The sequence below is a fragment of the Acidobacteriota bacterium genome (genome assembly GCA_016716435.1).
Taxonomy (GTDB): domain Bacteria; phylum Acidobacteriota; class Blastocatellia; order Pyrinomonadales; family Pyrinomonadaceae; genus OLB17.
Genome location: JADJWI010000005.1, coordinates 1 through 22108, shown reverse-complemented (window position 1 = coordinate 22108; position 22108 = coordinate 1). Strand labels below are relative to the sequence as shown.

The window sequence follows — 22108 nt, the reverse complement described above, 5'->3', positions numbered from 1 at the left end:
ATCAATGCCGATCAGAAAGGCCTCGCGTACGGCACTTCAACCCAGCGAAACGAGCCGCTTGATATGACGGAAAAGCGGGAAAACGGGACGTAGGATCGCCTGGAACCAAAACCCGGCATCGGCAGAATCAGAAGACGAGAAACATATGAGCGATAAGTCACAAAGGGTTTCTCAGAGCGAATAAGGAACGGGGCTGCAGCCACTGGGGAGTGCTCGCGGGAGCAGTGCGGGTTTTGGTTGCGTTCCTGATCGGGCTTGTGCCGATGTGGCTGATGGCCCGGAGCAACGCCGCCGAACGCGATGCCGCCCTGACCCAATTGCGTCGATCGGAGATAAGCAATCTGCTGTCTTCGTCGATCGTCGAGGCGAGACGCGGCGAATATGAAACGCTCCGGCAGCAAACCAGCGAATTTTTCACTTCGCTTACGTGCCGAGGACGACAAAGCCGATGAAGGCTTTTGAACGCCGACCAACGAACCAAAATTAAGCCGATCTTGCCGAACGCGATACCGCGATCACCATGCTCGCCCAACGCGACCCAGCGGCCCTCGATCGCCCTTCACCGGATTTTTACGAAGTGTTTGTCCAAACCGTCCTGCCGGTTCTCGACCATCAGCTCGACCTTACAAACAAGCGGCAGAACATATCGCTTTAGGTAACGGGCGAAGGTTTGATCCACTTCCTTTGTTTGGGGTCGTTCTGATAGTACAGTCCATGGTTCTTCTTCCAGATTTGGTGTCTCACCTACGTAACTGACGTCCGACTGTGCGTCAAGATTCGCAGCGGGCATCTGAAATAAAGCTTCGGCGGTGCTCAACGTTGGAGGGTGTTGTTCGGGGTGAGCGGTGCGAAAACGCGGACAGACATGGCCGCTCCTACCGTTCAACGCGTTGTTCTATTGTCTCGCGCGGGAAAACGGTTTTCGATCTGTTGGGCACGCCTGAAATCATGAGGAGACTCGGCGCATCGATAAATACCCTGACCGCTAATAAACCACTTGCCTTCCTGCCCTAACGGGGGAACGTCGAACGCTCCTGTGTTCCAAAACTAGAAAAGATCGATCTGACCTTTGCAAAGATCTCCCTCGACTGCGGCGAGACGATTCGGAGCACGTTTATTTTCCGATCAGCACGGTCACCACGCTGTTGACGGTAGGGCCAAAGGTGAAAGCCGACGCTCGAGATCGCGGGATGGTTTGGCTCCAGAAGGCCAGATCCTCGGCCCGCTGGTGATCGGGTGGGGCGTAGAAGGTGGGTTCTCCCGTACCGCCAAAGCCGTCGCTCACATGAAAGGCACCGCATTATGATGGCCGGCGGAGGAATTTGAAATTGAATGCCTCGAACTCTGAAAAGGACCTTGCAGCGGATGATTCTGCGTTTCTTCGTATGTCGAGATGGTGCGGGCCCTGTTGGCCTCCGCGGGTGCCACCGCTTTCCATGAGATCGAGAAACGTCTCGTCAGATGGAATCTTGGCTGACCGCCGACCGAATCAAGACAATGATCGAGATGACGCACGATTTCCTTACAACATTCTCGGCGAGGCGGCCAGAAGCGGTCGATAGAGCCGCATCACTTGAGAACAAATTGGGGATCAAATACAGCCGGAACTGCCTTCGGTTATCCTTCCGACCGCTCCGGGCCGCCTCTTCGAAGGGGTTGCCGGCCTGCAAATGGCTATAAGATCATCCGCGACGAAGAAATGAACTACATGGCTCGGGTGGTCATAATAAACCGCGGCGACGGTCGATCCGAGCGAATTACATATCTAGCAGGATCTTCGGGGGTTCTTTTTAGCAATCGATAGAAGCTTGAGGCTGGCGGCTAGTTGGGCTTCTTCTGAGGCCTTGTTCCCACGGGACTGAACGGTCTTGGGGGGGGTCGGGGAGGATGTTCAGGTAGCAGGAAAACTGGGGCCTGGCGAGACGTTGAGCTGACTGCGTACCCGGAGGACTGACGATCCGCTCACCCCGGGCTCGCTTAATGCTATGTGGAATGCATAATTGATAAAATCGGTCGGAATAGATGTCAATAAAAATCTATGTCACCCTCGAAGCAGCAAAAAGGCCCCGGAGAGATCCGAGGCCTTTTGTGATTTTGCCCGACTTAAGGCATGGAAATTGGTGATAATGGCACGTCGCCGGCGGAGCCGAAGTCTCTGTAAAAGTAAGAGCCGCCGGACGGCAAGATGTGCCACCGATTGGTCGACGGCCGAAACACGACGAAATCGAATCGTGAGTCGCCGGAGAAGTTTCCGGGAGTCGGCACATCGTCGCTTAACCCGAAGGGCAGCGAAAAGTACGAGCCGTTCTCGCTTCGAAGGACAAACCATTCGCCGCTCTGCGGGCGATAAAATGCTGCGTCGGTCTTGTTGTCGCCGGTGTAATCGCCGGGCACTGGCTGATCGTAGGCGGTGCCGAATTGGAGCACGAGAAGAGCCCCGTCGGTGCTGCGCCGGACCCACCACTGGCCGGTCGATGGACGGAAGATAGCGAAGTCGGACTTAAAGTCGCCGTCGTAGTCCGAAGGAACGATCATGTCGCCTACCGTACCAAAGACATTGTAGAGCAGGCCTCCGGTCGACTTCAGGATGTACCATTCGTTGGTCGAAGGACGAAAGATACCGACGTCTGCCAATTGATCGCCGTCGAAATCACCCGCAAACGGAATATCACCGGCCGTGCCGAACGGGAACGAGTAATACGTTCCGTTATCGCTCCGTAGTATAAACCACTCGCCCGTTGAAGGACGCCAGACGGCGACGTCCGTCTTTCCATCGCCGGTATATTCCGCAGGAACGGGGACGTCAGTGGCGGTGCCGAATCGGCCCTCGAATATCTTATGAAACAATGTTCTGCTTTCGAGGTACCACCAGTCACCATTCGACGGTCGAAAAATTGAAATATCGGTTAATTCGTCGCCGTTGAAATCAAGGAACCTTTTTGTGCGGTTCTCCTGAAAGCGAGCGACAGCAAAGCGGTCGAAACTGTTGCCGTTGGTGCTGGCCATCCGCCTGGCACTGCCTTCCCGTCACTTTGTACAGCGACCGAACGCGTAAAGCAGATATGGCCGGAAACTCTGAACTGAGTGCTATAGTGCGTGTCAACAGCACCCTCCGACATAAAGCGCGAAACACCGTATCGGGTGGCGACGAGGAACTTGTCATTCGGGAGTACATGTATGTCAACACGTTCGATGGTTCCCGTGTTGGACTGCAATCCATTTGTAGCGAACGACAAATCGCGAACGCCGTCAAGTGAAAAACGCATGATCTTTCCGCCTCCGCCCGCGAGCAGCTTTCCATCGGACTGGCGGGCCAGCGAAGTGTAGTTGTTGTTACTAAAATCAATCTGAAAGATGTTCCAACCATTCGTTCCGAACGAAGTGTCGACCGAACCGTCAACATTGAGACGCGTCAAGAGAAACTTTTCCCTGTCGGTCGTCTCACGCCCGCCAACGACTATCTTGCCGTCCGGCTGGATCATTACCGAGAAGGCTTCTTCATCAGCGATCGTATTTCCGAGTCTAACGATCCCGTCAGTGTCAAAGGCGGGGTCGATCGATCCATTAGAATTGAAGCGAACGACGGCGACATCCCAATCCGGCATTTGCCCCGGCGTGGGCAGAGCCGTTCCGACAAGAACGATCTTGCCATCCGAGCCCAACGCCATCGAATGGCATATATCCCAAAATGAATTCGGGACATTTGCAGTCGCGTATCCGATATTATTGAACGTAAGGTCGAGCACTCCGCCATGGGTATAGCGAATTACCATGTAGACATACGTCTGCTGTTGGGTCAGCCATGCGGTCACGCCCAAAAGGATCTTGCCATCAGGCTGGATCAACACTTTCGGACTCCATCCAACGGCCCTCACGCCTTTAGGCGAGTAAGCTGTACCGCTGTCGCCAAACGAAGTATCGAGCGAACCGTCCGCGTTCAGACGGATCAACACAAATTGGTCGGTTTGAGCCGCTGTGCGGGTCATTCCCGCGACGATGGTCTTGCCGTCCGATTGAATGGCGAGCGAATGGCCGGTGGACTGTTCGGTGCCGACCGTTTCGAGGCGATAGCCCGTATTATTGAAGGTCGTGTCAAGCGTCACAGTGTTGCCCGAAGCGACCAACACAACGAGAGCTGATAGTGTTATCAGCCGAATGATAGATAATGCGAGGGATCTCATACTTCGCAAACGCCTCTTGGATGGAACTTAACCCGATTTTTGATAGTATAGCTTGATTCGGGCACGGGGCAAGATCTTTCGAAACGCTCTCGTGCTTAGGATAGAGCTATGGGATACATCTAGAAGGCCGAGTTAAGGAAAATTAAAAGGCCCCGGAATGATCCGAGGCCTTTTGTTTTGTGTAAGCCCGTACTAACGTGCGGGCTACTGAAAAGGGACACCGCGAGGCGGCGTTTGCGGACGAGGGCGTCCGCGCCCGCGCCCCGTTACATTCCCATGCCCATGCCGCCCATGCCGCCGCCCATGCCGCCCATGCCGCCTTCGCCCTTTTCGTCGGGGGCGTCAGCGATCATGGCTTCGGTGGTGAGCATCAGGCCGGCGATCGAGGCCGCGTTCTGCAGAGCGGTGCGGGTGACCTTTGCGGGGTCGATAACACCGGCTGCGACGAGGTCTTCGTACTTCTCGGTCGCGGCGTTAAAGCCGTACGAATCATCACCCGAGATGACCTTTTCGACGACCACAGCGCCTTCTTTACCGGCGTTCTGCGCGATCTGGCGAAGCGGCTCTTCGAGTGCACGGCGAACGATGTTAACACCGATACGCTCGTCCTGGTCGTTCTCATCGGCGTGGAAGTTCTCAAGGACCTTTCCGGCACGAACGAGTGCAACGCCGCCGCCGGCAACGATGCCTTCTTCGACCGCAGCACGGGTTGCGTGCATTGCATCCTCAACGCGGGCCTTCTTTTCCTTCATCTCGGTTTCGGTAGCTGCACCGACCTTGATGACGGCAACGCCGCCGACGAGCTTAGCGAGACGCTCCTGGAGCTTTTCGCGGTCGTAGTCCGACGAGGTCTCGTCGATCTGCGTGCGGATGGTCTTGACGCGGCCATCGATAGCTTCGGCTGAGCCGCCGCCTTCAACGATGGTCGTGTTTTCCTTGTCGATGGTGATCTTCTTGGCCTTGCCGAGGTCTTCGATGGTGATCGACTCAAGCTTGATGCCGAGGTCTTCCGAGATGACCTTGCCGCCCGTCAGGATGGCGATGTCTTCAAGCATTGCCTTGCGGCGGTCGCCGAAGCCCGGTGCCTTAACGGCTGCGACGTTGAGCGTGCCGCGGAGCTTATTGACGACGAGCGTTGCAAGAGCTTCGCCTTCGACGTCTTCAGCGATGATGAGCAGCGGACGGCCCATCTTGGCGACCTGCTCGAGGATCGGCAGAAGGTCGCGCATGTTCGAGATCTTCTTTTCGTTGATGAGGATCATCGGCTCGTCAAGAGCTGCTTCCATGCGGTCCGGGTCGGTAACGAAATAGGGCGAGAGGTAGCCGCGGTCAAACTGCATACCTTCAACAACTTCGAGAGCGGTGTCCATCGTCTTCGATTCCTCGACCGTGATAACGCCGTCTTTGCCGACCTTGTCCATCGCCTCGGCGATGATGGTGCCGATGGTCTTGTCGCCATTGGCCGAAACCGTGCCGACCTGTGCGATCATGTCGCCCGAAACCGGCTTTGCGAGGCGGCTGACCTCAGTAACGACCTCTGCGACTGCCTTGTCGATGCCGCGCTTGAGGGCCATCGGGTTTGCACCCGCGGCGACCGTGCGGACGCCTTCTTTGAAGATAGCCTGTGCGAGGAACCGTAGCGGTCGTCGTGCCGTCTCCGGCGACGTCCGAGGTCTTCGAAGCGACTTCGCGGACCATCTGTGCGCCCATGTTCTCGAGCGTATCTTTCAGCTCGATCTCTTTTGCGACGGTTACGCCGTCCTTGGTGATGGTCGGCGAACCGAACTTCTTGTCGATGACGACGTTGCGGCCTTTCGGGCCGAGCGTCACCTTAACCGCATCCGCAAGCTGGTTTACACCGCGCAGGATAGCGGAACGTGATTCTTCTCCGTGAACTACTTGTTTTGCCATGATCTTTTAATTTCTCCTTCGTCGAAATTGGTTGCGATGTTGCGAAGTTTCGATAGTTGCGAAGTTGCCGGAATTTTCCGATCGTAAACTTCGAAACTATTCGTAACTATTCGTAACTTTCGCAACTATTTGGCGGCTTCGCCGGCCCTTGAAATGATGCCGAGGATCTCGTCTTCGCGCATGATGAGGAATTCCTCGCCATCGAGCTTGATCTCGGAGCCGCTATACTTGCCGAAAAGAACGCGGTCGCCTGCATTGACGTCGAGCGTCTGGCGGCTACCGTCTTCCTTATATTTGCCTTCGCCGACAGCGATGACCTCGCCTTCCTGCGGCTTTTCTTTAGCAGAGTCCGGGATGAAGAGCCCGCCTGCCGTCTGGTTAACGTTGTCTTCTATCCGACGCAATATCACGCGGTCATGAAGTGGTTTGATGGTTGTTGCCATAATCGTGTACTCCTTTTGAAATGTACCTTTTGGTATTAAAATGACTTGGACCCTAGGCCATTGAGAAGGTCTTTAGCACTCGGTATCCGTGAGTGCTAATTTACAAAACGCGGTTAAACTTGTCAAGGATAAACGTAAGACAGCAGGAAAGTTGACAGTAACGTTATCAGATTTATGATTCAGATTGATAGACAGTATCCCGAAAAAGCGATTATTAACTTTATTAGGGAATGGTTCAGATTGCTTTCATCAGGTGACCTGCGTGAGGCCTGCATCGCTTTGGACGAAGCCACTAATTACGGACATGTTTGGACGCCAACATCGATTGAACTCATACTGAACGAAGTGTTTTCCGACGACACGATCTTCTATCGCGAATTCGGGCCGCCTCGATTCTCCGACCCAGATGAGCTTTCGACACCCAAACTGGAAGCTGCAGGCGAATTCGACGATGGCTCCGGTTACTGGTTCGACTATCCGGTTCCTCTTAACGGCCAATGGAGTGATTTGACAGCTCAATTTGAATTTCATGAGCGGGAGAAAGGATTTGCGGTGATCCTCCAGGACCTTCACGTTCTATAGTTAGTATGCGAATGATATGTCTTGGAACGCATTAAATACTAGATCAAGATGAAAATTTCCGAGATTAACATTTATCCGATCAAATCGCTTCGCGGCAAATCGGTCGCCGAGGCGCTGGTTGAGAAGCGCGGGCTGCGGCATGACCGGCGGTGGATGGTGACCGACCGCGAGGGGATGTTCCTGACGCAGCGTGAAGTGCCAAAAATGGCGCTCATTTCGGTGGATGTTAGTGACACCGGAATAGTCGTTGGCGCGCCAGAAACAGAGCCGTTGTTCATCGCTGATGGAACCAAGAAGGACACTGTGAAATCGGTGCGAGTCCAAATATGGAATTCTGAATGTCGTGCTTTGGTTTATCCGACGCAAGTGAATGAATGGTTCAGCGACGTGCTCGGGCGGAACTGTCAGCTTGTTTTGATGCCCGAATCCACGGAGCGGCACGTCAGCGAGCGGTTCGATCGCGGAGATAATCTGGTCAGCTTTGCCGACGGCTATCCGCTTTTGCTGATCGGCGAAGGGTCGCTCGCGGAGTTGAATCGGCGGATAGTGGCATCTGCCCAGCATGATCTACCACCCCGGCCTTCGGCCACCCCTCCTAAACAAGGAGGGGAGCAATTTGAGCCGCTGCCGATGAAGCGATTCCGGCCGAATCTGGTCATTGCCGGCTCCGAGCCGTTCGAAGAAGACCGCTGGGCGAGGATCAGGGTTGGCGAGGCGACCTTCCGTGTAGTGAAACCATGTGCCCGGTGTGCGATCACGACGGTCGACCCCGACCGCGGCGAATTTGCCGGCAAGGAACCGCTCCGGACCCTGGCAAGCTTCCGGATGGCGAAGGACGTTTTTCCCGACAAGCTAGAAGAGCTTGGTATGGAACCCAACTACGTTCTCTTTGGTGAGAATCTAATCCCCGAGAACCCGGGGGTTGTGATCAGGGTTGGCGATAAGCTGGAGGTTCTCGAAACGAGAGCCTAGATGGCAAATAGCGATCAACGAACATTTACTGTTGTCCGATCGCCCCAATAGCCCACGTCCTCTCCGGCAATCATTTTCCCATCCGCATCGAAGCGCCGAACTTTCAATTTGGTGTCGAAGAAGCGCAAGGGATTCATCCTTGTGGTCGTGCCGCCGATGACCACGTTTATCGAGTTGGTCCCGCCGACCGTGCCACCGGTTCCCGGAACATCGCCTTCCCGATCTCAACAAGAAAAGTGTCTCCGGCGGGACCGTCTGCGATGTTGCATCCGAGGAATAGTATACGAGCATTTATCGAAAGCATCTTCGAATCATTGATTATTACGCCGAGATGACGGGCCACCATCTGGCCGCCGGTCTTGAACCAGATCATCCCGGGCGAACCATGCATCACAACCTCAAGGTAACGCACCTTTGTGTATTGCTTCACGGCGTCGATGAGGTCAGTTGTCGTGGCGACCGAGTGGGTCTTACCTCTTGAACCGTGCTCCGCCCGAAAGGCGGCGGCGTAACTTTCGAGGTCCGGATCGTAGAACATAAGGTTTTCTATAGCAATTGGTTCGGGCATAAAAAGCTCTCCAAGACAAAAAAATCAGTTCCGATCAATTACGCGAAACATCTCAATAGATCGGCTCACGACCGCTTTCGCAGAGACCTGAGCCTAGCGTATTCTTGTTTTTGGAGCGGGCTTCGCGGGCGTTTTGCCGCGGGGCTTTTTTGCTTTTGCTTTGAGCGGTTTCGGCTTTGGAGCGGCCTTGTATTCGGTGACGCGTTTTGAAAGCGTGTTGCGGTGGATGCCGAGCGCCTCGGCGGTGTTCGAGAGGTGCTCGCTGTTGCGTTCGAGCGCTTTTTCGATGTAGATCTTCTCAAACTCGCCGACCGCTTCATTGAGCAGAATACGGCCGTCGAGCAGTTCATCGATCAGGCTTTCCATTAGGTCTCGCACTTGTTTTCGCGGAAGGCAGAGAGAACTCAATCGACCTTTAGCTTTTCGCCGGTCAGGAGCTCGTACGCCTTGAGGTATCGTTCGGACGTAGCCTCGGCCACTTCAAAGGGAAGCGGCGGTGCAGGCGGCTGTTTGTTCCAATCGAGGGTTTCAAGATATTCGCGAACGAACTGTTTGTCAAACGACGGCTGCTTGTGGCCCGGTTCGTACTTTTCAGCATCCCAAAATCGGGAGGAATCCGGTGTCAAAACTTCGTCGATGAGGAGTATGTTGCCGTCCTTGTCCTCGCCGAATTCGAACTTGGTATCGGCGATGATGATCCCGCGCGGAAGGGCATATTCGCTGGCCTGCGTGTAGAGCTGTTTCGAGATCGCCTTTAGCTCGGCGGCCGTGTCGTGGCCGACCGCCTGCATAAATTCGACCTGCGTAATGTTCTCATCGTGGCCGGTCGCGGCCTTGGTCGCCGGAGTAAAGATCGGCGAGAGGAGCTTGTCGCAATGCTTGAGGCCGGGCGGAAGCTCGCGGCCGCAGACGGTCCCATCGACGAGGTAGTCCTTCCAGCCCGAGCCTTCCAGATAGCCGCGGACGACGCACTCGACCGGGAAGACCTTCGTCCGACGGACGAGCATCGAGCGGCCACGGAGCACCTCGTGGTTGCGGATTGCCTCGGGCATTTCGTCGAGCTCGACGGTGATCAGATGGTTCGGGACGATGTGCTTGAGCCGCTCAAACCAGAAGGACGAAAGGGCCGTCAGCACGGCACCCTTGTACTTGATAGGCGTTGGCAGAACGCAGTCGAATGCCGAGAGGCGGTCGGTCGCAACGAGCAAGAGCGTGTCGTCGCCGGCATCGTAAACATCGCGGACCTTGCCCTTGTGCAGAAGCGGCAGCCCCGTGAAAGTAGAATCAGAAAGAGTAGTTGCTAAGGCCATGTGAAGACGCGCAGGAGGCACAAAGACCTTACATTATAACGTATCGGACGCGAGGTAAAGCGGAGAGCTGCCAGTCCTGGAATTAGGCAAGCGGGAGCGGGAAGCGTTGGAACCGATCCTTCAGCGTCGCCGCGAATAGAGGTTGCGGTGCGAGCGAAAACGCAACGGTTTATTGGTACAGCGATTGAGGAAAGGTATTCCTAAGTAAGGTGATGCGGTTTTGTTTTTAGAGAATCAATTTTTTTTCGTCAGTCCACTCTGAAGTCGAGGTATTCACGCTCCTCTTCGACGAAAAGAGATTGCGGCGAAGACCGATGCCGCTTTCCCGCGACCTCAACGGTTACCGTCACATCCGGAGCGATTTCGCCGAAGCGATAGTAGCCGGAGGAATTTGTTATTGCGTACCTTGACTGTTCCTTGTCATCAGTCAGGATAAGACGGGCGCCGGAAACTCCACGGCCGGTCGCGGTAACGACACGCCCGCGAACTTCGGAGAGTTTCGGAACCGGCGTCGCGCCAAACTCGACCGAGCCGAGGTCGATGACCTTGTTTGCGATTCGGGTAAAACCACGCTGGTCGGTCGAAAAATCTGAAAAAAAGGCGGGTTGACTAAAAACGCTGAAACCCGCGTCTATTGCCGGGCTAGTTGTCACCGGCGAAAAGGTTGGGACGCCGCGACCGTTGTTGGTCAATGGTCCGAGCATGGGGTCGAGTGGGTCTTGGGGTGTCCCGACCTTGCTGTAAGGACATCCCCCATTCTCGCAGGAAGAGCCGGTCCCGATTCCGATCAAGTTGTAGTCGCCGGCACCAAGCCTAAGGTCCGGTATCTCGCCGGTGTTGCGGGCAATGATCGAGTTGTAAATTCCCGTTAGAGATATCGTTGAGCCCTCGGTATAAATACCGCCGACACGAGCGTTGCCGGTGCCGAACGAATGATTATTGACTACTGTGCTATTCAAAAGGCGCATACTTTCCCTGATGGTTAGCTTGATCCCGCCCGTGCCGTCCAAAGCGACATTGCCGGTTATCGTGCTGTTAACTATTTCCATGTTTCCGCCATCCATTCGGGCTTCAATGCCGGCCCCGCCGCCCGGGCCGTCGCTTGTATTGTTTGCGATAGTGCAGTCTTTAATGCGGAGGTAGCCAAGAAACGAACGGATACCGCCGCCAAAGGCAGCATGGTTGTTGGTGATCAGGCAGTCAGTAAGAAAAAGCGTATCGAACGAATCAAGGTAAATGCCGCCGCCGCGACCGCCTGGATCAGCACCATCACGAATGATCAATCCATCGATAGAGACGCTTGTGAAAATGCTACTGGTTCCGCCTATATGAAAAATGCGAAAGGATTTGTTCCCACTAATCGTTATCCGCCTGCGGTTCGGGCCGTCAATGGTCAAAACCTTTTCTATAGTTATTGTGTTCGTCAGGTGTATGGTCCCTCCACGCAGGCTTCGGTCAAAGATGACGGTGTCATCGTTCGATGCCGTATTGACCGCCTCGCGGAAACTGCAGTGTGCATCGCAAACACCATCGTCAGTATCCTCGAGGGTCGTAACCCGTAGTATTGCACCGCTCACGTCGGACGAAAGGGCGAAGAAAAGGCCGAGAAACAGTAACAGAAGTTTGCTGAAATGATAGATACGCATTTTCATTTAACTTATGCAAAAGACTTGAACGGAGAGCCAAGAATAGGTAGGTGCATCGCGGCCTGCTCTACGCTTTTGAGCATAGAATTCATCATCCTTAGTATAACTTTAAGTTCTCAGGTTGTGAATGCTTTTCATCGGGGCCCGGAATTCGGTATCATCTAAGAAATGCAATTTCGTCTCATAAGTGAAAACACGCCGAAGGGCGATCAGCCGGAGGCGATCCGGCAGTTGGTTGAGGGGATAAATGGCGGAGCCAAAGATCAGGTTCTGCTTGGTATAACGGGCTCGGGCAAGACCTTCACGATCGCGAATCTGATCCAGCAGACGCAGCGGCCGACGCTTGTGTTGGCCCATAACAAAACGCTGGCGGCGCAGCTTTATCAGGAGTTCAAAGGCTTTTTTCCCGAGAACGCGGTCGAGTATTTCGTTTCGTATTACGACTATTATCAGCCCGAGGCATACGTGCCGGCGGCCGATCTTTACATTGAAAAAGAGGCGACGATAAACGATGAGATCGACCGGCTGCGGCTATCGGCGACACGTGCGCTCTTTGAGCGGCGGGACGTTATTGTCGTCGCGTCGGTCTCGTGCATTTACGGCCTTGGCGATCCGGACGCTTATTTCGGGATGCTGATGTTCATCGAGCCCGGGCAGCAACTTCGTCGCGAGGACTTTCTGCAAAAGCTGGTCGAGCTTCAGTATGAACGGGTGAATGTCGACTTTGACCGCGGTACCTTTCGCGTCCGCGGGGATGTGGTCGAGGTCTATCCGAGCTATCAGGACCAGGCGTACAGGATCGAGTTTTGGGGTGATGAGATCGACTCGATCTCGACCATCGACCCGCTGCTCGGCGAGGTGGTTTACAAGCACACATCGCGGCTGCCGATCTACCCGAAAACGCACTATGTGATGTCAAAGGACACCATCAAGCGGGCGGCGAAGACCATTCGGGCGGAGCTCGACGAGCATGAAAAGGTTCTGGTCGAGGTGGGCAAGATCGTCGAGGCACAGCGGCTCCATCAGCGGACGATGTATGACCTTGAGATGATCAGGGAAATGGGCTTTTGCCGCGGCATCGAAAATTATTCGCGGCACCTGACCGGCAAAAAGCCCGGCGAGCCGCCGCCGACCTTGCTCGACTATTTGCCGAAAGATGCGCTGATGGTTATCGACGAATCGCACCAGACGATTCCGCAGCTTGGGGCGATGTTCAAGGGCGACCAGTCGCGAAAAGGGACACTTGTCGAGTACGGCTTCCGGCTGCCCTCGGCGCGCGACAACCGTCCGCTGAACTTTGGGGAATTTGAAGAACGCCGCGGGCAGACGATCTACGTTTCGGCAACGCCGGGGGCGTTTGAATTGGAGAAAACTCAGGGCGAGGTGATCGAGCAGATCATCCGGCCGACGGGACTGCTTGACCCGGTCGTTGAGGTGCGGCCGGTGAAGGGGCAGATCGACGACCTGCTCGAGGAGTGCCGTGTCCGAGCGGAGCGGAACGAACGGGTGCTGGTCACGACGCTGACGAAGCGGATGGCCGAGAATCTGAGCGAGTATTTTGCCGAGGTCGGTGTGAAGGTCTCGTACCTCCACAGCGACATCGAGACGCTCGACCGCATCAAGATACTCCGCGACCTGAGGCGAGGCGAGTTTGACGTGCTGGTCGGCATCAACTTGCTCCGCGAGGGGCTTGACCTGCCTGAGGTCTCGCTGGTCGCGATACTCGACGCGGACAAAGAAGGCTTTCTTCGTTCGGAGCGATCGCTGATACAGACCATCGGCCGGGCGGCGAGAAACTCCGGCGGCCGGGCGATCCTCTACGCCGACAAGATAACCAAGTCGATGGACTATGCCATCAGCGAAACCAGCCGCCGGCGGGCGATACAGGAAGCCTACAACACCGAGCACGGCATAACGCCGACGACCATCGTCAAGCCGATCGAGGCGACGCTTGTAACGGCCTATGAGGCTGACTACTTTAAGGTGCCGCTCGACATTGAAGGGATCGAGGAATACTCGCCAAAGCAGCTCAAAGAGACGATCACCCAGCTAGAGGCGGACATGCGGGCCGCGGCGAAAGAGATGAAATTTGAACGAGCCGCCGAGATACGGGACAAGCTAAAATACCTTCGGGAAAGGGAACTTGTCGTAAGGTAGGACGCGTTTCGGGTCGAACTTGGAGCCGAGGTCGTACTAAAAATGACGGGATGTTTGATACGATAGAAAGACGCCCTTTGCGCCAAGTATGACCAATCGATTGATAAGTTTTTGGATCGAGCTTAGGGCGTCACTGTGGTTTGTTCCGGGTTTGATGATCGCTGCGTCGATCGTCTTGGCACTGGTGCTGGTAGAGGTCGATTCGACGATCGGTAACGATTGGACCTCGTGCTATCCGCTTTTGTTTGGTGTCGGCGTCGATGGTTCGCGGGGAATGCTGACGGCGATCGCGTCGTCCATGCTGACGGTGGCTGCTCTTGTTTTCACTTACGCTCAATGCGGTCAATCAGGCTTCCGGGCAGTTCACCCCGCGTATCTTTCGCAACTTTCTTCGCGACAGAGCAAACCAATTCGTCCTCGGATATTTCGTCTCGGTTTTCGCATATTGCCTAGTTGTTTTGCGAACGATCAGAAGCGGCGACGAAGAGAAATTCGTTCCTTCGATCGCGGTCGTCACAGGGCTGGTTCTGGCGATCGGCGGCATCGTCGTTCTGATCTTTTTTATTCACCACATCTCCGCCTCGCTCCAGATCAGCACTATAATCGGCGAGATAGTCGATGAGACAAAGAAAAGCATAAGTACTCTGTTTCCCGATGACCTCGGCAAGCCGGCGGCCGAAGATGATGACGAGATAGATGATAAATTGGATGACGTTGAGCGTGATTGGATGAAGGTGCCATCGTCGCGATCGGGATACGTTAAGTTGGTTGACATTGACGATATGGCCGAGTTTGCGGCCGACAACGCGTGTGTCGTTAGGATGGAAGTAGCGGTTGGTTCGTTTGTCGGCACGGGCTCGCGGATCGTTTCGGTATTGCCGCTGGATGACAAAGAGTTTGGTGACGATAAAATAGAAGAACTCAACGATCTTTTTGTGGTCGCGAGAGATCGGACCATCGAGCAGGATGTTGGGTTCGGGCTTCGTCAACTTGTTGATATTGCGCTTAAGGCTTTGTCACCGGGCATCAACGATACGACGACCGCCGTCAATTGCATCGAGAACCTTGGGGAATTGATGGGCGAACTCGCATCAAAGAAATTTCCGGAAAGGGCCAGAGTTGCGGATGGCAAGCATTTGATCATTGTGAACGCCCCGGGGTTTGCCGATTTTCTCGGAACGGCCTTCGACCAGATCCGCATGAGCGGTAAGGGCAATTCGGCAGTCTTTTTGAAGCTTGCGTCAGCAATCGAGCTTGTGGCCGAGCGAACTGGCTCGCGGTCACGCCGTTCTGCACTTATAAGGCAATTAATGCTGACCGCGGAATATGCCGAAATGACACTGGACACCGAGCACGAGAAGCAGCGAGTAAAGAAGCGGATAGACCACGTGCGTGCCGGTTTATTAGCGGCTGTCCTAGAGTCCGGCGAAGACGCTTTGGCGTAGTTCGTAAGGTAAATGGTTGTTAAGCCGATGCACTGAGAGACGCAGAAGGTTAAAGGGCCGATAGGCAAACTTAAGTATGCAAGTGAAGACGCAGGTTGAAGATCTGCAAAATTATCTGACCGATGCGAGCAACATGCCCGGAGGGCATGCTGAGCGGCTTATCGTTCCCGAAACGGCGGATGAGGTTGCGGCGGTGCTTCGCGAGGCTAGCGATGCGGGCATTTCGGTGACTATCTCAGGAGCGCGGACCGGAACGGTCGGCGGGGCTGTGCCGTTCGGCGGTTGGGTGGTCTCGCTCGAGCGGCTCAACAAGATCAAGACCATCGATAAAGCTGCAATGACGGCTGTCGGGGAGCCGGGTGTTATTTTGGCTGACCTGATGAAAGCGGCAGACGCCGAAGGGCTTTTTTATCCGCCGGACCCGACCGAATGGAGTTGCCAGATCGGCGGGACGGTCGCGACGAATGCCTCGGGTGCGAGGAGCTTTAAGTACGGCGCGACGCGGGAATTTGTTATCGGCTTGACGGTCGTGCTTGCCGATGGCGATGTTTTAAGATTGCGTCGCGGCGATGTGTTCTCGAATGGTGACGGTGTCGTTACACTCGCGACCGAAAGCGGACGAAGTATCACAGCAAAGGTGCCAACGTATCGGCGGCCGAATGTGCGAAAGAACGTCAGCGGATATTTCAACGAAACGCCGCTCGATGCGATCGACCTCTTTATAGGAAGCGAGGGGACGCTCGGGGTGATCACCGAGATCGAGCTACGGCTCGTTGCAAAGCCCGAAGGCTTTTTTCGGGTGTCGTTTTCTTTGAGCGGCACGGCGATCTGCTGGGGTTTGTTGATGAGGTGAAAGCGGCGAGCAGAGGGAACGCCCTTTCTGACGAGCAGGCTTCTGCAAGTTTGGTTGAGTATTTTGATGACCGAGCTTTGAACTTTATCCGCGAGAAGTTTCCGGAGACGCCCGAGGCGATGGCGGGTGCGATCTATTTTGAGCAGGAGACGACCGCCGAGACGGAGGATGACCTCTTTGAGGCGTGGAATGCGATGCTCGAGCGGCACGGTGCGGACATCGACCGCTCGTGGTTTACGACCACCGACGCCGACCGCGAGAAGATGCGGGCCTTTCGCCATGCGCTGCCGGTGGCGGTGAACGAACGCGTCGTCCGCAATAAGCAGAAAAAGATCGGGACGGACATGGCGGTGCCGGACGAGAATTTCGCCGGTTTCCTGAGGTTTCAGAAGGAAATGCTCGATGCGAGCGGCATCGACTACGTAATTTTCGGCCACATCGGCGATTGCCATCTGCACGCGAACCTTCTGCCGAAAACCGACGAAGAGGCGACGCGTTCGCGGCACATTTACGGCCGTTTTGTCGCCCAAACGATAATGCTCGGCGGCTGCGTTTCGGCCGAGCACGGCATCGGGAAGCTGAAGTCGAAGTATCTTTACGTCGCGATGGGCGAGCGGTACCTTAATGAAATGGCCGAGCTTAAGAAGGCGTTCGACCCGAAGGGAATCTTGGGCCTCGGGAACATGTTTGGTATGGACTATCGGCTTTAACCGGCCGCCAAAAGGCGGGACTCATAACACTATGATCAAAGCAGTTTTAATGGATTGGAACGGCGTCGTCATTGATGACGAGCAGGTGCAGTGCGAGGCTTATCGCGAGGTGATGAAGCCCTACGGCATCGAAATGACCGACGAGGATTATTACTCGCGGATGGGGATGAACGACCGCGTGTTCGTCCGGTCGGTGTTTGAGGCGGCGGGCAAAGAGATATCAGAAAGTGATATCGACTCCGGTCGCCGGGGCGAAGACGGCCCGCTGGCGGGAGAGCGTTCAGCAGAGCGTGCCGCTTTTTGAGGGCGTGGAGAATTTCATCAAGAAGACCTCGACCGAGCTCGACCTCGGCATCGTTAGCATGGCAAAGCGGGAAGAGATCGAGCTTGTGCTCAGCCTGACGGGCCTTGTGCCATATTTTTCGGTCGTGCTGACGGCGGAGGACATCCACACCTACAAGCCCGACCCGACGTGTTACCGCGAGGGCTTTCGGCAGATCGACCTGGCCCGCGTTGCGAAAGGCGGGCTGCCGATGGTGCATGAGGACTGCCTTGTGATCGAAGATTCGCCCGCCGGAGTAATGGCCGGAAAGGCCGCCGATCTTCAGGTGCTCGGCGTGGCGAACACGGTCTCGGCGGAAGAACTTCGTGCGGCAGGAGCCGGAGCGGTGGCGAAACGGCTCGACGACTGGATGCCCGAATCGCTCCGCCGAGTTTTCAATTAGATTTGCCACAGAGGACGCAGAGACATTGAGGTTTTCGGCGTGTTGAGTCTATGGTTGCGGGCTCGGCGAGTTCGGGCTCGATCTGCCGACAGTTTGCTCGGTTCGCTCGCGACCGATCGCACCAAGAGCCCACAGTTTCTCTGTGACCTCTGTGGCTTAGAACATTATGTCTGAAAGATTTGTGACAAGGGCTGCGGCTGAGGCGGATGTGTTGGCGGCGGCGGCTTTTATTGCAGAGCGGATGCCGCAAAGCGACGACCGCGCGGAGGCCATCTCGGCGGTGGTGCCGCGGTTTTTGGCGAGGGGCGAGGTCGATCTTGCGGCGAGCCTTGCGGATACGGTCGATGACCCGTACGTCCGCGACCGGATGCTGATGGCGGTGGCGGCAAAGTGTGCCGAGCTAGACGATGACGAGTATGCGTTGCAGCTTGCCGAGGCGATAGAGGAATACGGGCTGCAGTCGCGGCACGCGAGGCGATCGCTCTGATCAAGGCCGCGAAAGGCGACCTTGAAAGGGCCCGCGAGATAGCGGCCGAGGTTCTGCATCCGGATGAAGTTTTTGCGGGCATCGCGATCAAGCAGGCCGAGAGCGGCGACGAAGAGGCAGCGACGGAAACCCTTGCGGCGATAGATTATCCCGCTTCCGCAGCCGGGGCATTGATGGCGATGGCGACAATGCGGCTTGCGAAGGACGACACGCTGAAGGCGGCCGAGATCTTGGAATCCGCCACCTCTCTGGGGCTTGAGATAGAGCACGAGGAAGAGCGGATCCGCATGTTGACGGACATCGGCAATGCTTTCATCGACGCAAAGCGGGGCGACAAGGCGATCGAGACCTTTGAGCGTGCCCGCGTTTTTGCCGAGGCTCGACAACGTTCATCGCGATGCGCTGCTTGCCGCTGTCGCACAGGGGCTGATGCGGGCAGGCAGCGTTGACCTCGCGGACCGGACGCTCGACGCCGTTGCCGATAAGACGCAGATCGCGAATACACTTCTTGGTTTTGCCCGCGAATATTGGCGGCGGGACGAGAAGGACGAAGCTCTCGAGGCGCTCGACGAGGCGTACGAGGTGCTGCGTTCGCAAAGGACACCGAGACCCGCGACAGCAAGGCGAAGTATGTCTTATTCGGCTCGATCGCGGCCCAGTTTGCGGGCTTTGAGAAAGGCGAGCGGGCGATAGAGATCGCCGAGGCGATAGACGACCACGACTATTCGATGTCCGCGCTCTCGCAGGTGGCGCAGGTGCTGACGGCCCGCGGAAGCGACGATCAGGCCGAGCAGGCGAAGCGGGCGATCAGCGAACCGTACGAACGGATGATCGCAATGATCGGGATGAGCGACGCCGCGAAACGCGAAGGCCGCGACGAACTCGCCATAACGCTCCTGAATGATGCGGTCGAGCTAGCCGAAGAGGTGCCGCAGCTTACCGCACGGGCAAATGCCACGATCGAGGCCGCAAAACGCCTGCGCGCCCTCGGGCAAGAGGACCGGGCAAGCGAGGCCGCTTCCACAGCACTCGGCTACATCGCAGAGATCCGCGGCGAAAGCAACCGGGCCATCACTCTCGCAAATCTTTCTGACCTTCAGGAAAATGCAGATACGCCGCTTCCGGAAAACGACGCCGAAGCTCTCCGGCCGATCCTTGTCCAAAACCGAATGTAGATGACCGCGGGATTCACTTGAGTGACTAACTTCTCAGAAAATGGCTATCTCATTACGGAGAAGGTGTTTGAGCACTCGGAAATGGATTCGTTTATTGATCGGCTTGGGTGCTGAATGCCGAGCCGAGCGGCCGGGCTATCGCCACCTTATGGCTGACCCTGCAGTTCGCAGTTTGGCTAGTGACCCACGGTTGACCGAGCTTGTCGATAGTATTTCTGGCAAGCGCGATACCCTTCAAGGCGACGCTCTTTAACAAAGCGGGCAAGGCAAATTGGCTTGTCGCATGGCACCAGGACACTACACTTCCCGTGGTCCGGCCGCCGAGTTCCAATGACTGGGGAATTGCGACGATAAAAGACGGAATTACATTTTGCCAGGCTCGGCACGGAAGTGCTTCGCGAGATAGTTGCCCTTCGTATTCACATCGATGATTCGGGACCGGACAACGGTCCGCTACGTCTCATCGCCGGCTCGCACAAAGAACGATTATCAGACACGGAGATCGATAGGGTCGTAACCGATGGACCGCAGGTTACGTGCACGGTCGCGAAAGGTTGGGTCATCGCGATGAGCCCGTTGATCGTCCACGCTTCGTCAAAATGTATAAGCGACCGGCCACGTCGCGTTCTGCATATTGAATACGCTCCCGCTCTTGAACTTTTCGATGGCGTCGAACTCGCGATCGCCTGATCAAAGGTCGTTGGCGATGAGGTCTTCGAAGGTGTCGCGGCGGCGGATGAGTTCGGCGGTGCGGTCGGCCTTTGTCATGACGACGGGCGGAAGGAAGCGGCCGTTGTATTGCGAGGCCTGGGCGAGCGAATAGGCACCGCAATTGAGCAGAGCGAGCACCTCGCCAGGTTCGACGTTTTCGGGCAAGAGCCGGTGGTCAGGCAGCCTTCCTTCTCCTCGATATCAAAATAGACATCGCCGCCGTCGCATAGCGGGCCGGCAAGTTTGTAGGGCGTTTCGTGCGGCTCGCCGGCACGCTCGGCTGAAGACCAGATGGTAGTACCATTTGTAGGTCTCCATCGAAAGCAGGATGTTGAAGCCGGCGTCGGTTAGAGCCAGTGGTCAGTGGTCAGTGGTCGGTGGTCAGATGCGAGAACCACCCCGTCAGCCGAAGCGGCGGCCACCTCCTTCGTGAGGAGGGAGCTTTGATGAACGGGACGTTCCTTGTGATTGCGGACCGTGGTCAGGCAGATGGCGGCGTCGGCGATGATGGAGCGGCCGGTTCGAGGAGAAGCGTAATGCCTTCGAGCAGATCGACGACGTTTTCGGCTTCGGCTTTCTTGAGGACCGCGGCGGAGCGGCTCGCATCGCCTCGGCGGGCTCAAAGTCGGCGGCAAACATCTCGCGTTGTTCGGCGGGGAAGTCGCCGGCCTGCACCGTCGCGGAGATAATTTACCGGGAAGCCGCCGCCGAGATTGATGTGCTGCAACCGGATCCCGGTCTCGCGATAGATGCGGAGCAAGGCGCCAAACATCTCGTCAAACGCCTGTGTAAACCTCGGGCGAAGGGGTTTTGCGAGCCGACGTGCGGTGAATGCCGCTTAGGTTCAGGTGTTCCGAGTCTTTATATCGTGCGAAAGCCCCGAAGCCTCGTCCGGCATCATTCCAATTTGAGGTGAGCATTGCGGTCTGCAGGCCGGGAGTGGGGTCGCCGATTCGATGCCCGACGAGCCGGAGCTGACGTTCGCCCTTTTTGCCGAGCCGCGTGGCCGTTTCTTCGATCAGTGGCTCGTAGAGCGAATCGACCTGGATCGCATAAACGCCGTTCTCGATCGCGAGTTCGATCCCCACTGACCTCTTTGCTCAGGCCGTTGAAATTTAGCTGGTCGCCGCGGAAACCGGCTTTCAAAGCTTTTCCAAAGCTCGCCGCCCGAATTGACCTCGAGGTCGCAACCCGCATCGCGCACCGGACGAAGGACGCCGAGCGTGGACATCGCCTTCGCTGCATAATAAGCTTGAATCCCAGCCGACAGCCTCGCCGACCGCTTGAGACGGTCGAAGTTGTTGTGTATTCGCGGCTCGCTATAGAGGAAAAGCGGCGTTCCGTATTCGCGGGGGCAACGACGGCGTCGGGCCGTCAACGTGCAGCCGCCCATCGCGGACGGTAAGAAAATCGTCAATTCGCCACGACGCCATTAATGGACCACCTTGAGCTATTCTGATGTCCAAAGCAGCTATCGTAACCAAGTACGGAAACCCTTCACAGCACGGTGAGTCGTCAAAATCTTCTTTCGGCAGTTATTATATGATCGTTATTTGTTTCGTTTTCGTTTCATCATCGATTTGGAAACTCTGGAACCTTATGGCATTCACTGCTGCCCGTCGCAACAGCGGGTGACCTGAAATCGCGGTAGCTTCGCTGACCATGCCGCTTTCATCAATCAAACGTTTACCAAAACGTCACTCCTCGCCCGAACAGCTGGTACCGCAGGCGGAAAATTGGGCTTTGGAAGGGCAATCGGTTTAGGTAAGTTGAGCTACGCACGGGAGCTTGCGTGGGTGTAAGCCCGAAGGGGCTGATCGGCAGCTTTCCGGTGAACTGCTGCTGGGTCGAGAAGTTCTCTTGCGGCAGCACGCTGGAGGCTGCCATGTCGCCGCACGCGACGACGTAGGTCTTCATCTCGGGGAACGACGACAGAATGTACGGATTGGCCGAAGCTGATCCCGATCACCTGCTTCTGCCGCGAGTGCCCCGCGGAGAATTGCGGCTCCGTTCCTCGGGAATGCCGACGCTGTTTCGCACCTGAGCGAACGCGGCCGTAGAGCCCGACGATCACGGTGTCCGCTTCCATGACGGTCTTTCGGGCCGCGGCTATCTGCTCGGCGAGCGAGTTCTCCTGCAAACATGCCTGTCCGAACCGGAGGCCCGCCGAGCGGAGCCTGCAAGCGGCAACGGGCCCATGGTCGCGGGGCCATCAAAACCATTCGAGATGCC

24 protein-coding genes and 2 pseudogenes are annotated in these 22108 nt (G+C 56.2%); 13 read left to right on the top strand and 13 right to left on the bottom strand.

Features of this window, described 5'->3' with window-relative positions:
- Positions 1-224 precede the first annotated feature (224 nt).
- Positions 225-452: a hypothetical protein gene (locus IPM21_10690; GenBank protein MBK9164357.1), complete on the top strand. Its 228-nt coding sequence runs from the start codon at positions 225-227 to the stop codon at positions 450-452.
- Between the two features lie 107 nt (positions 453-559).
- On the opposite strand, the gene IPM21_10685 is transcribed toward IPM21_10690, so the two are convergent.
- The 5 genes and pseudogenes from IPM21_10685 to IPM21_10665 form a co-directional block, all read right to left on the bottom strand.
- On the bottom strand, positions 560-790 hold the full coding sequence (locus IPM21_10685; protein ID MBK9164356.1) for a hypothetical protein: 231 nt from the start codon (positions 788-790) through the stop codon (positions 560-562).
- Positions 791-2103: 1313 nt separating this feature from the next.
- Entirely contained in the window at positions 2104-2847 is a 744-nt protein-coding gene (locus tag IPM21_10680) for a VCBS repeat-containing protein (protein MBK9164355.1), read from the bottom strand.
- A 59-nt stretch (positions 2848-2906) separates the two neighbouring features.
- Positions 2907-4181, bottom strand: coding sequence for a hypothetical protein (locus IPM21_10675; protein MBK9164354.1), 1275 nt, complete (start codon positions 4179-4181; stop codon positions 2907-2909).
- Between the two features lie 266 nt (positions 4182-4447).
- Positions 4448-6092: pseudogene (gene groL / locus IPM21_10670) on the bottom strand (chaperonin GroEL).
- A 125-nt stretch (positions 6093-6217) separates the two neighbouring features.
- Entirely contained in the window at positions 6218-6535 is a 318-nt protein-coding gene (locus IPM21_10665; protein ID MBK9164353.1) for a co-chaperone GroES, read from the bottom strand.
- A 174-nt stretch (positions 6536-6709) separates the two neighbouring features.
- On the opposite strand from IPM21_10665, the gene IPM21_10660 reads away from it, so the two are divergent.
- Positions 6710-7117: a hypothetical protein gene (locus tag IPM21_10660; protein MBK9164352.1), complete on the top strand. Its 408-nt coding sequence runs from the start codon at positions 6710-6712 to the stop codon at positions 7115-7117.
- A gap of 48 nt (positions 7118-7165) precedes the next feature.
- A complete protein-coding gene (locus IPM21_10655; protein ID MBK9164351.1) occupies positions 7166-8089 on the top strand; it encodes an MOSC domain-containing protein in 924 nt (307 codons plus the stop codon).
- Between the two features lie 166 nt (positions 8090-8255).
- Here the strand turns inward: IPM21_10655 and IPM21_10650 are convergent, their stop codons facing one another.
- From IPM21_10650 to IPM21_10635, 4 genes are all read right to left on the bottom strand, one after another.
- Positions 8256-8657, bottom strand: a complete 402-nt coding sequence (locus IPM21_10650; GenBank protein MBK9164350.1) for a DUF4347 domain-containing protein — start codon at positions 8655-8657, stop codon at positions 8256-8258.
- Positions 8658-8750: 93 nt separating this feature from the next.
- On the bottom strand, positions 8751-9023 hold the full coding sequence (locus IPM21_10645) for a hypothetical protein (GenBank protein ID MBK9164349.1): 273 nt from the start codon (positions 9021-9023) through the stop codon (positions 8751-8753).
- A 38-nt stretch (positions 9024-9061) separates the two neighbouring features.
- A complete protein-coding gene (locus IPM21_10640) occupies positions 9062-9967 on the bottom strand; it encodes a phosphoribosylaminoimidazolesuccinocarboxamide synthase (GenBank protein MBK9164348.1) in 906 nt (301 codons plus the stop codon).
- A gap of 248 nt (positions 9968-10215) precedes the next feature.
- On the bottom strand, positions 10216-11613 hold the full coding sequence (locus IPM21_10635) for a carboxypeptidase regulatory-like domain-containing protein (GenBank protein MBK9164347.1): 1398 nt from the start codon (positions 11611-11613) through the stop codon (positions 10216-10218).
- A gap of 168 nt (positions 11614-11781) precedes the next feature.
- Here IPM21_10635 and uvrB point away from each other — a divergent pair, with 168 nt between their 5' ends.
- From uvrB to IPM21_10585, 10 genes and pseudogenes are all read left to right on the top strand, one after another.
- Positions 11782-13770 carry an excinuclease ABC subunit UvrB gene (uvrB, locus tag IPM21_10630; protein ID MBK9164346.1) on the top strand — a complete coding sequence of 663 codons (1989 nt, stop codon included), beginning with the start codon at positions 11782-11784 and terminating at the stop codon, positions 13768-13770.
- Between the two features lie 88 nt (positions 13771-13858).
- A pseudogene (locus tag IPM21_10625) lies at positions 13859-15215 on the top strand (DUF2254 domain-containing protein).
- An 82-nt stretch (positions 15216-15297) separates the two neighbouring features.
- Positions 15298-16068 (top strand): FAD-binding oxidoreductase, encoded by a 771-nt coding sequence (locus IPM21_10620; protein ID MBK9164345.1) that lies wholly within the window; start codon positions 15298-15300, stop codon positions 16066-16068.
- Positions 16065-16778, top strand: a complete 714-nt coding sequence (locus tag IPM21_10615; protein ID MBK9164344.1) for a hypothetical protein — start codon at positions 16065-16067, stop codon at positions 16776-16778. Before IPM21_10620 ends, IPM21_10615 begins: the two co-directional genes overlap by 4 nt.
- Positions 16779-16809: 31 nt before the next feature.
- Positions 16810-17082 (top strand): HAD family phosphatase, encoded by a 273-nt coding sequence (locus tag IPM21_10610; protein MBK9164343.1) that lies wholly within the window; start codon positions 16810-16812, stop codon positions 17080-17082.
- Complete coding sequence (locus tag IPM21_10605) at positions 17006-17503, top strand: HAD family phosphatase (GenBank protein MBK9164342.1); 498 nt, start codon at positions 17006-17008, stop codon at positions 17501-17503. Before IPM21_10610 ends, IPM21_10605 begins: the two co-directional genes overlap by 77 nt.
- 166 nt (positions 17504-17669) lie before the next feature.
- A complete protein-coding gene (locus IPM21_10600) occupies positions 17670-17990 on the top strand; it encodes a hypothetical protein (GenBank protein ID MBK9164341.1) in 321 nt (106 codons plus the stop codon).
- Between the two features lie 188 nt (positions 17991-18178).
- Positions 18179-18439 carry a hypothetical protein gene (locus IPM21_10595; GenBank protein ID MBK9164340.1) on the top strand — a complete coding sequence of 87 codons (261 nt, stop codon included), beginning with the start codon at positions 18179-18181 and terminating at the stop codon, positions 18437-18439.
- Positions 18440-18517: 78 nt separating this feature from the next.
- Positions 18518-19165 (top strand): hypothetical protein, encoded by a 648-nt coding sequence (locus IPM21_10590; GenBank protein MBK9164339.1) that lies wholly within the window; start codon positions 18518-18520, stop codon positions 19163-19165.
- A gap of 390 nt (positions 19166-19555) precedes the next feature.
- On the top strand, positions 19556-19855 hold the full coding sequence (locus IPM21_10585) for a phytanoyl-CoA dioxygenase family protein (GenBank protein MBK9164338.1): 300 nt from the start codon (positions 19556-19558) through the stop codon (positions 19853-19855).
- Here IPM21_10585 and IPM21_10580 read toward each other — a convergent pair whose 3' ends face one another.
- The 4 genes from IPM21_10580 to IPM21_10565 form a co-directional block, all read right to left on the bottom strand.
- Positions 19856-20041: a hypothetical protein gene (locus IPM21_10580; protein MBK9164337.1), complete on the bottom strand. Its 186-nt coding sequence runs from the start codon at positions 20039-20041 to the stop codon at positions 19856-19858. It abuts the gene before it with no gap.
- A 454-nt stretch (positions 20042-20495) separates the two neighbouring features.
- Complete coding sequence (locus tag IPM21_10575) at positions 20496-20648, bottom strand: hypothetical protein (protein ID MBK9164336.1); 153 nt, start codon at positions 20646-20648, stop codon at positions 20496-20498.
- 4 nt (positions 20649-20652) lie between these two features.
- Positions 20653-20964 carry a hypothetical protein gene (locus IPM21_10570; GenBank protein MBK9164335.1) on the bottom strand — a complete coding sequence of 104 codons (312 nt, stop codon included), beginning with the start codon at positions 20962-20964 and terminating at the stop codon, positions 20653-20655.
- Between the two features lie 686 nt (positions 20965-21650).
- Complete coding sequence (locus tag IPM21_10565; protein ID MBK9164334.1) at positions 21651-22016, bottom strand: hypothetical protein; 366 nt, start codon at positions 22014-22016, stop codon at positions 21651-21653.
- Positions 22017-22108: the final 92 nt, after the last annotated feature.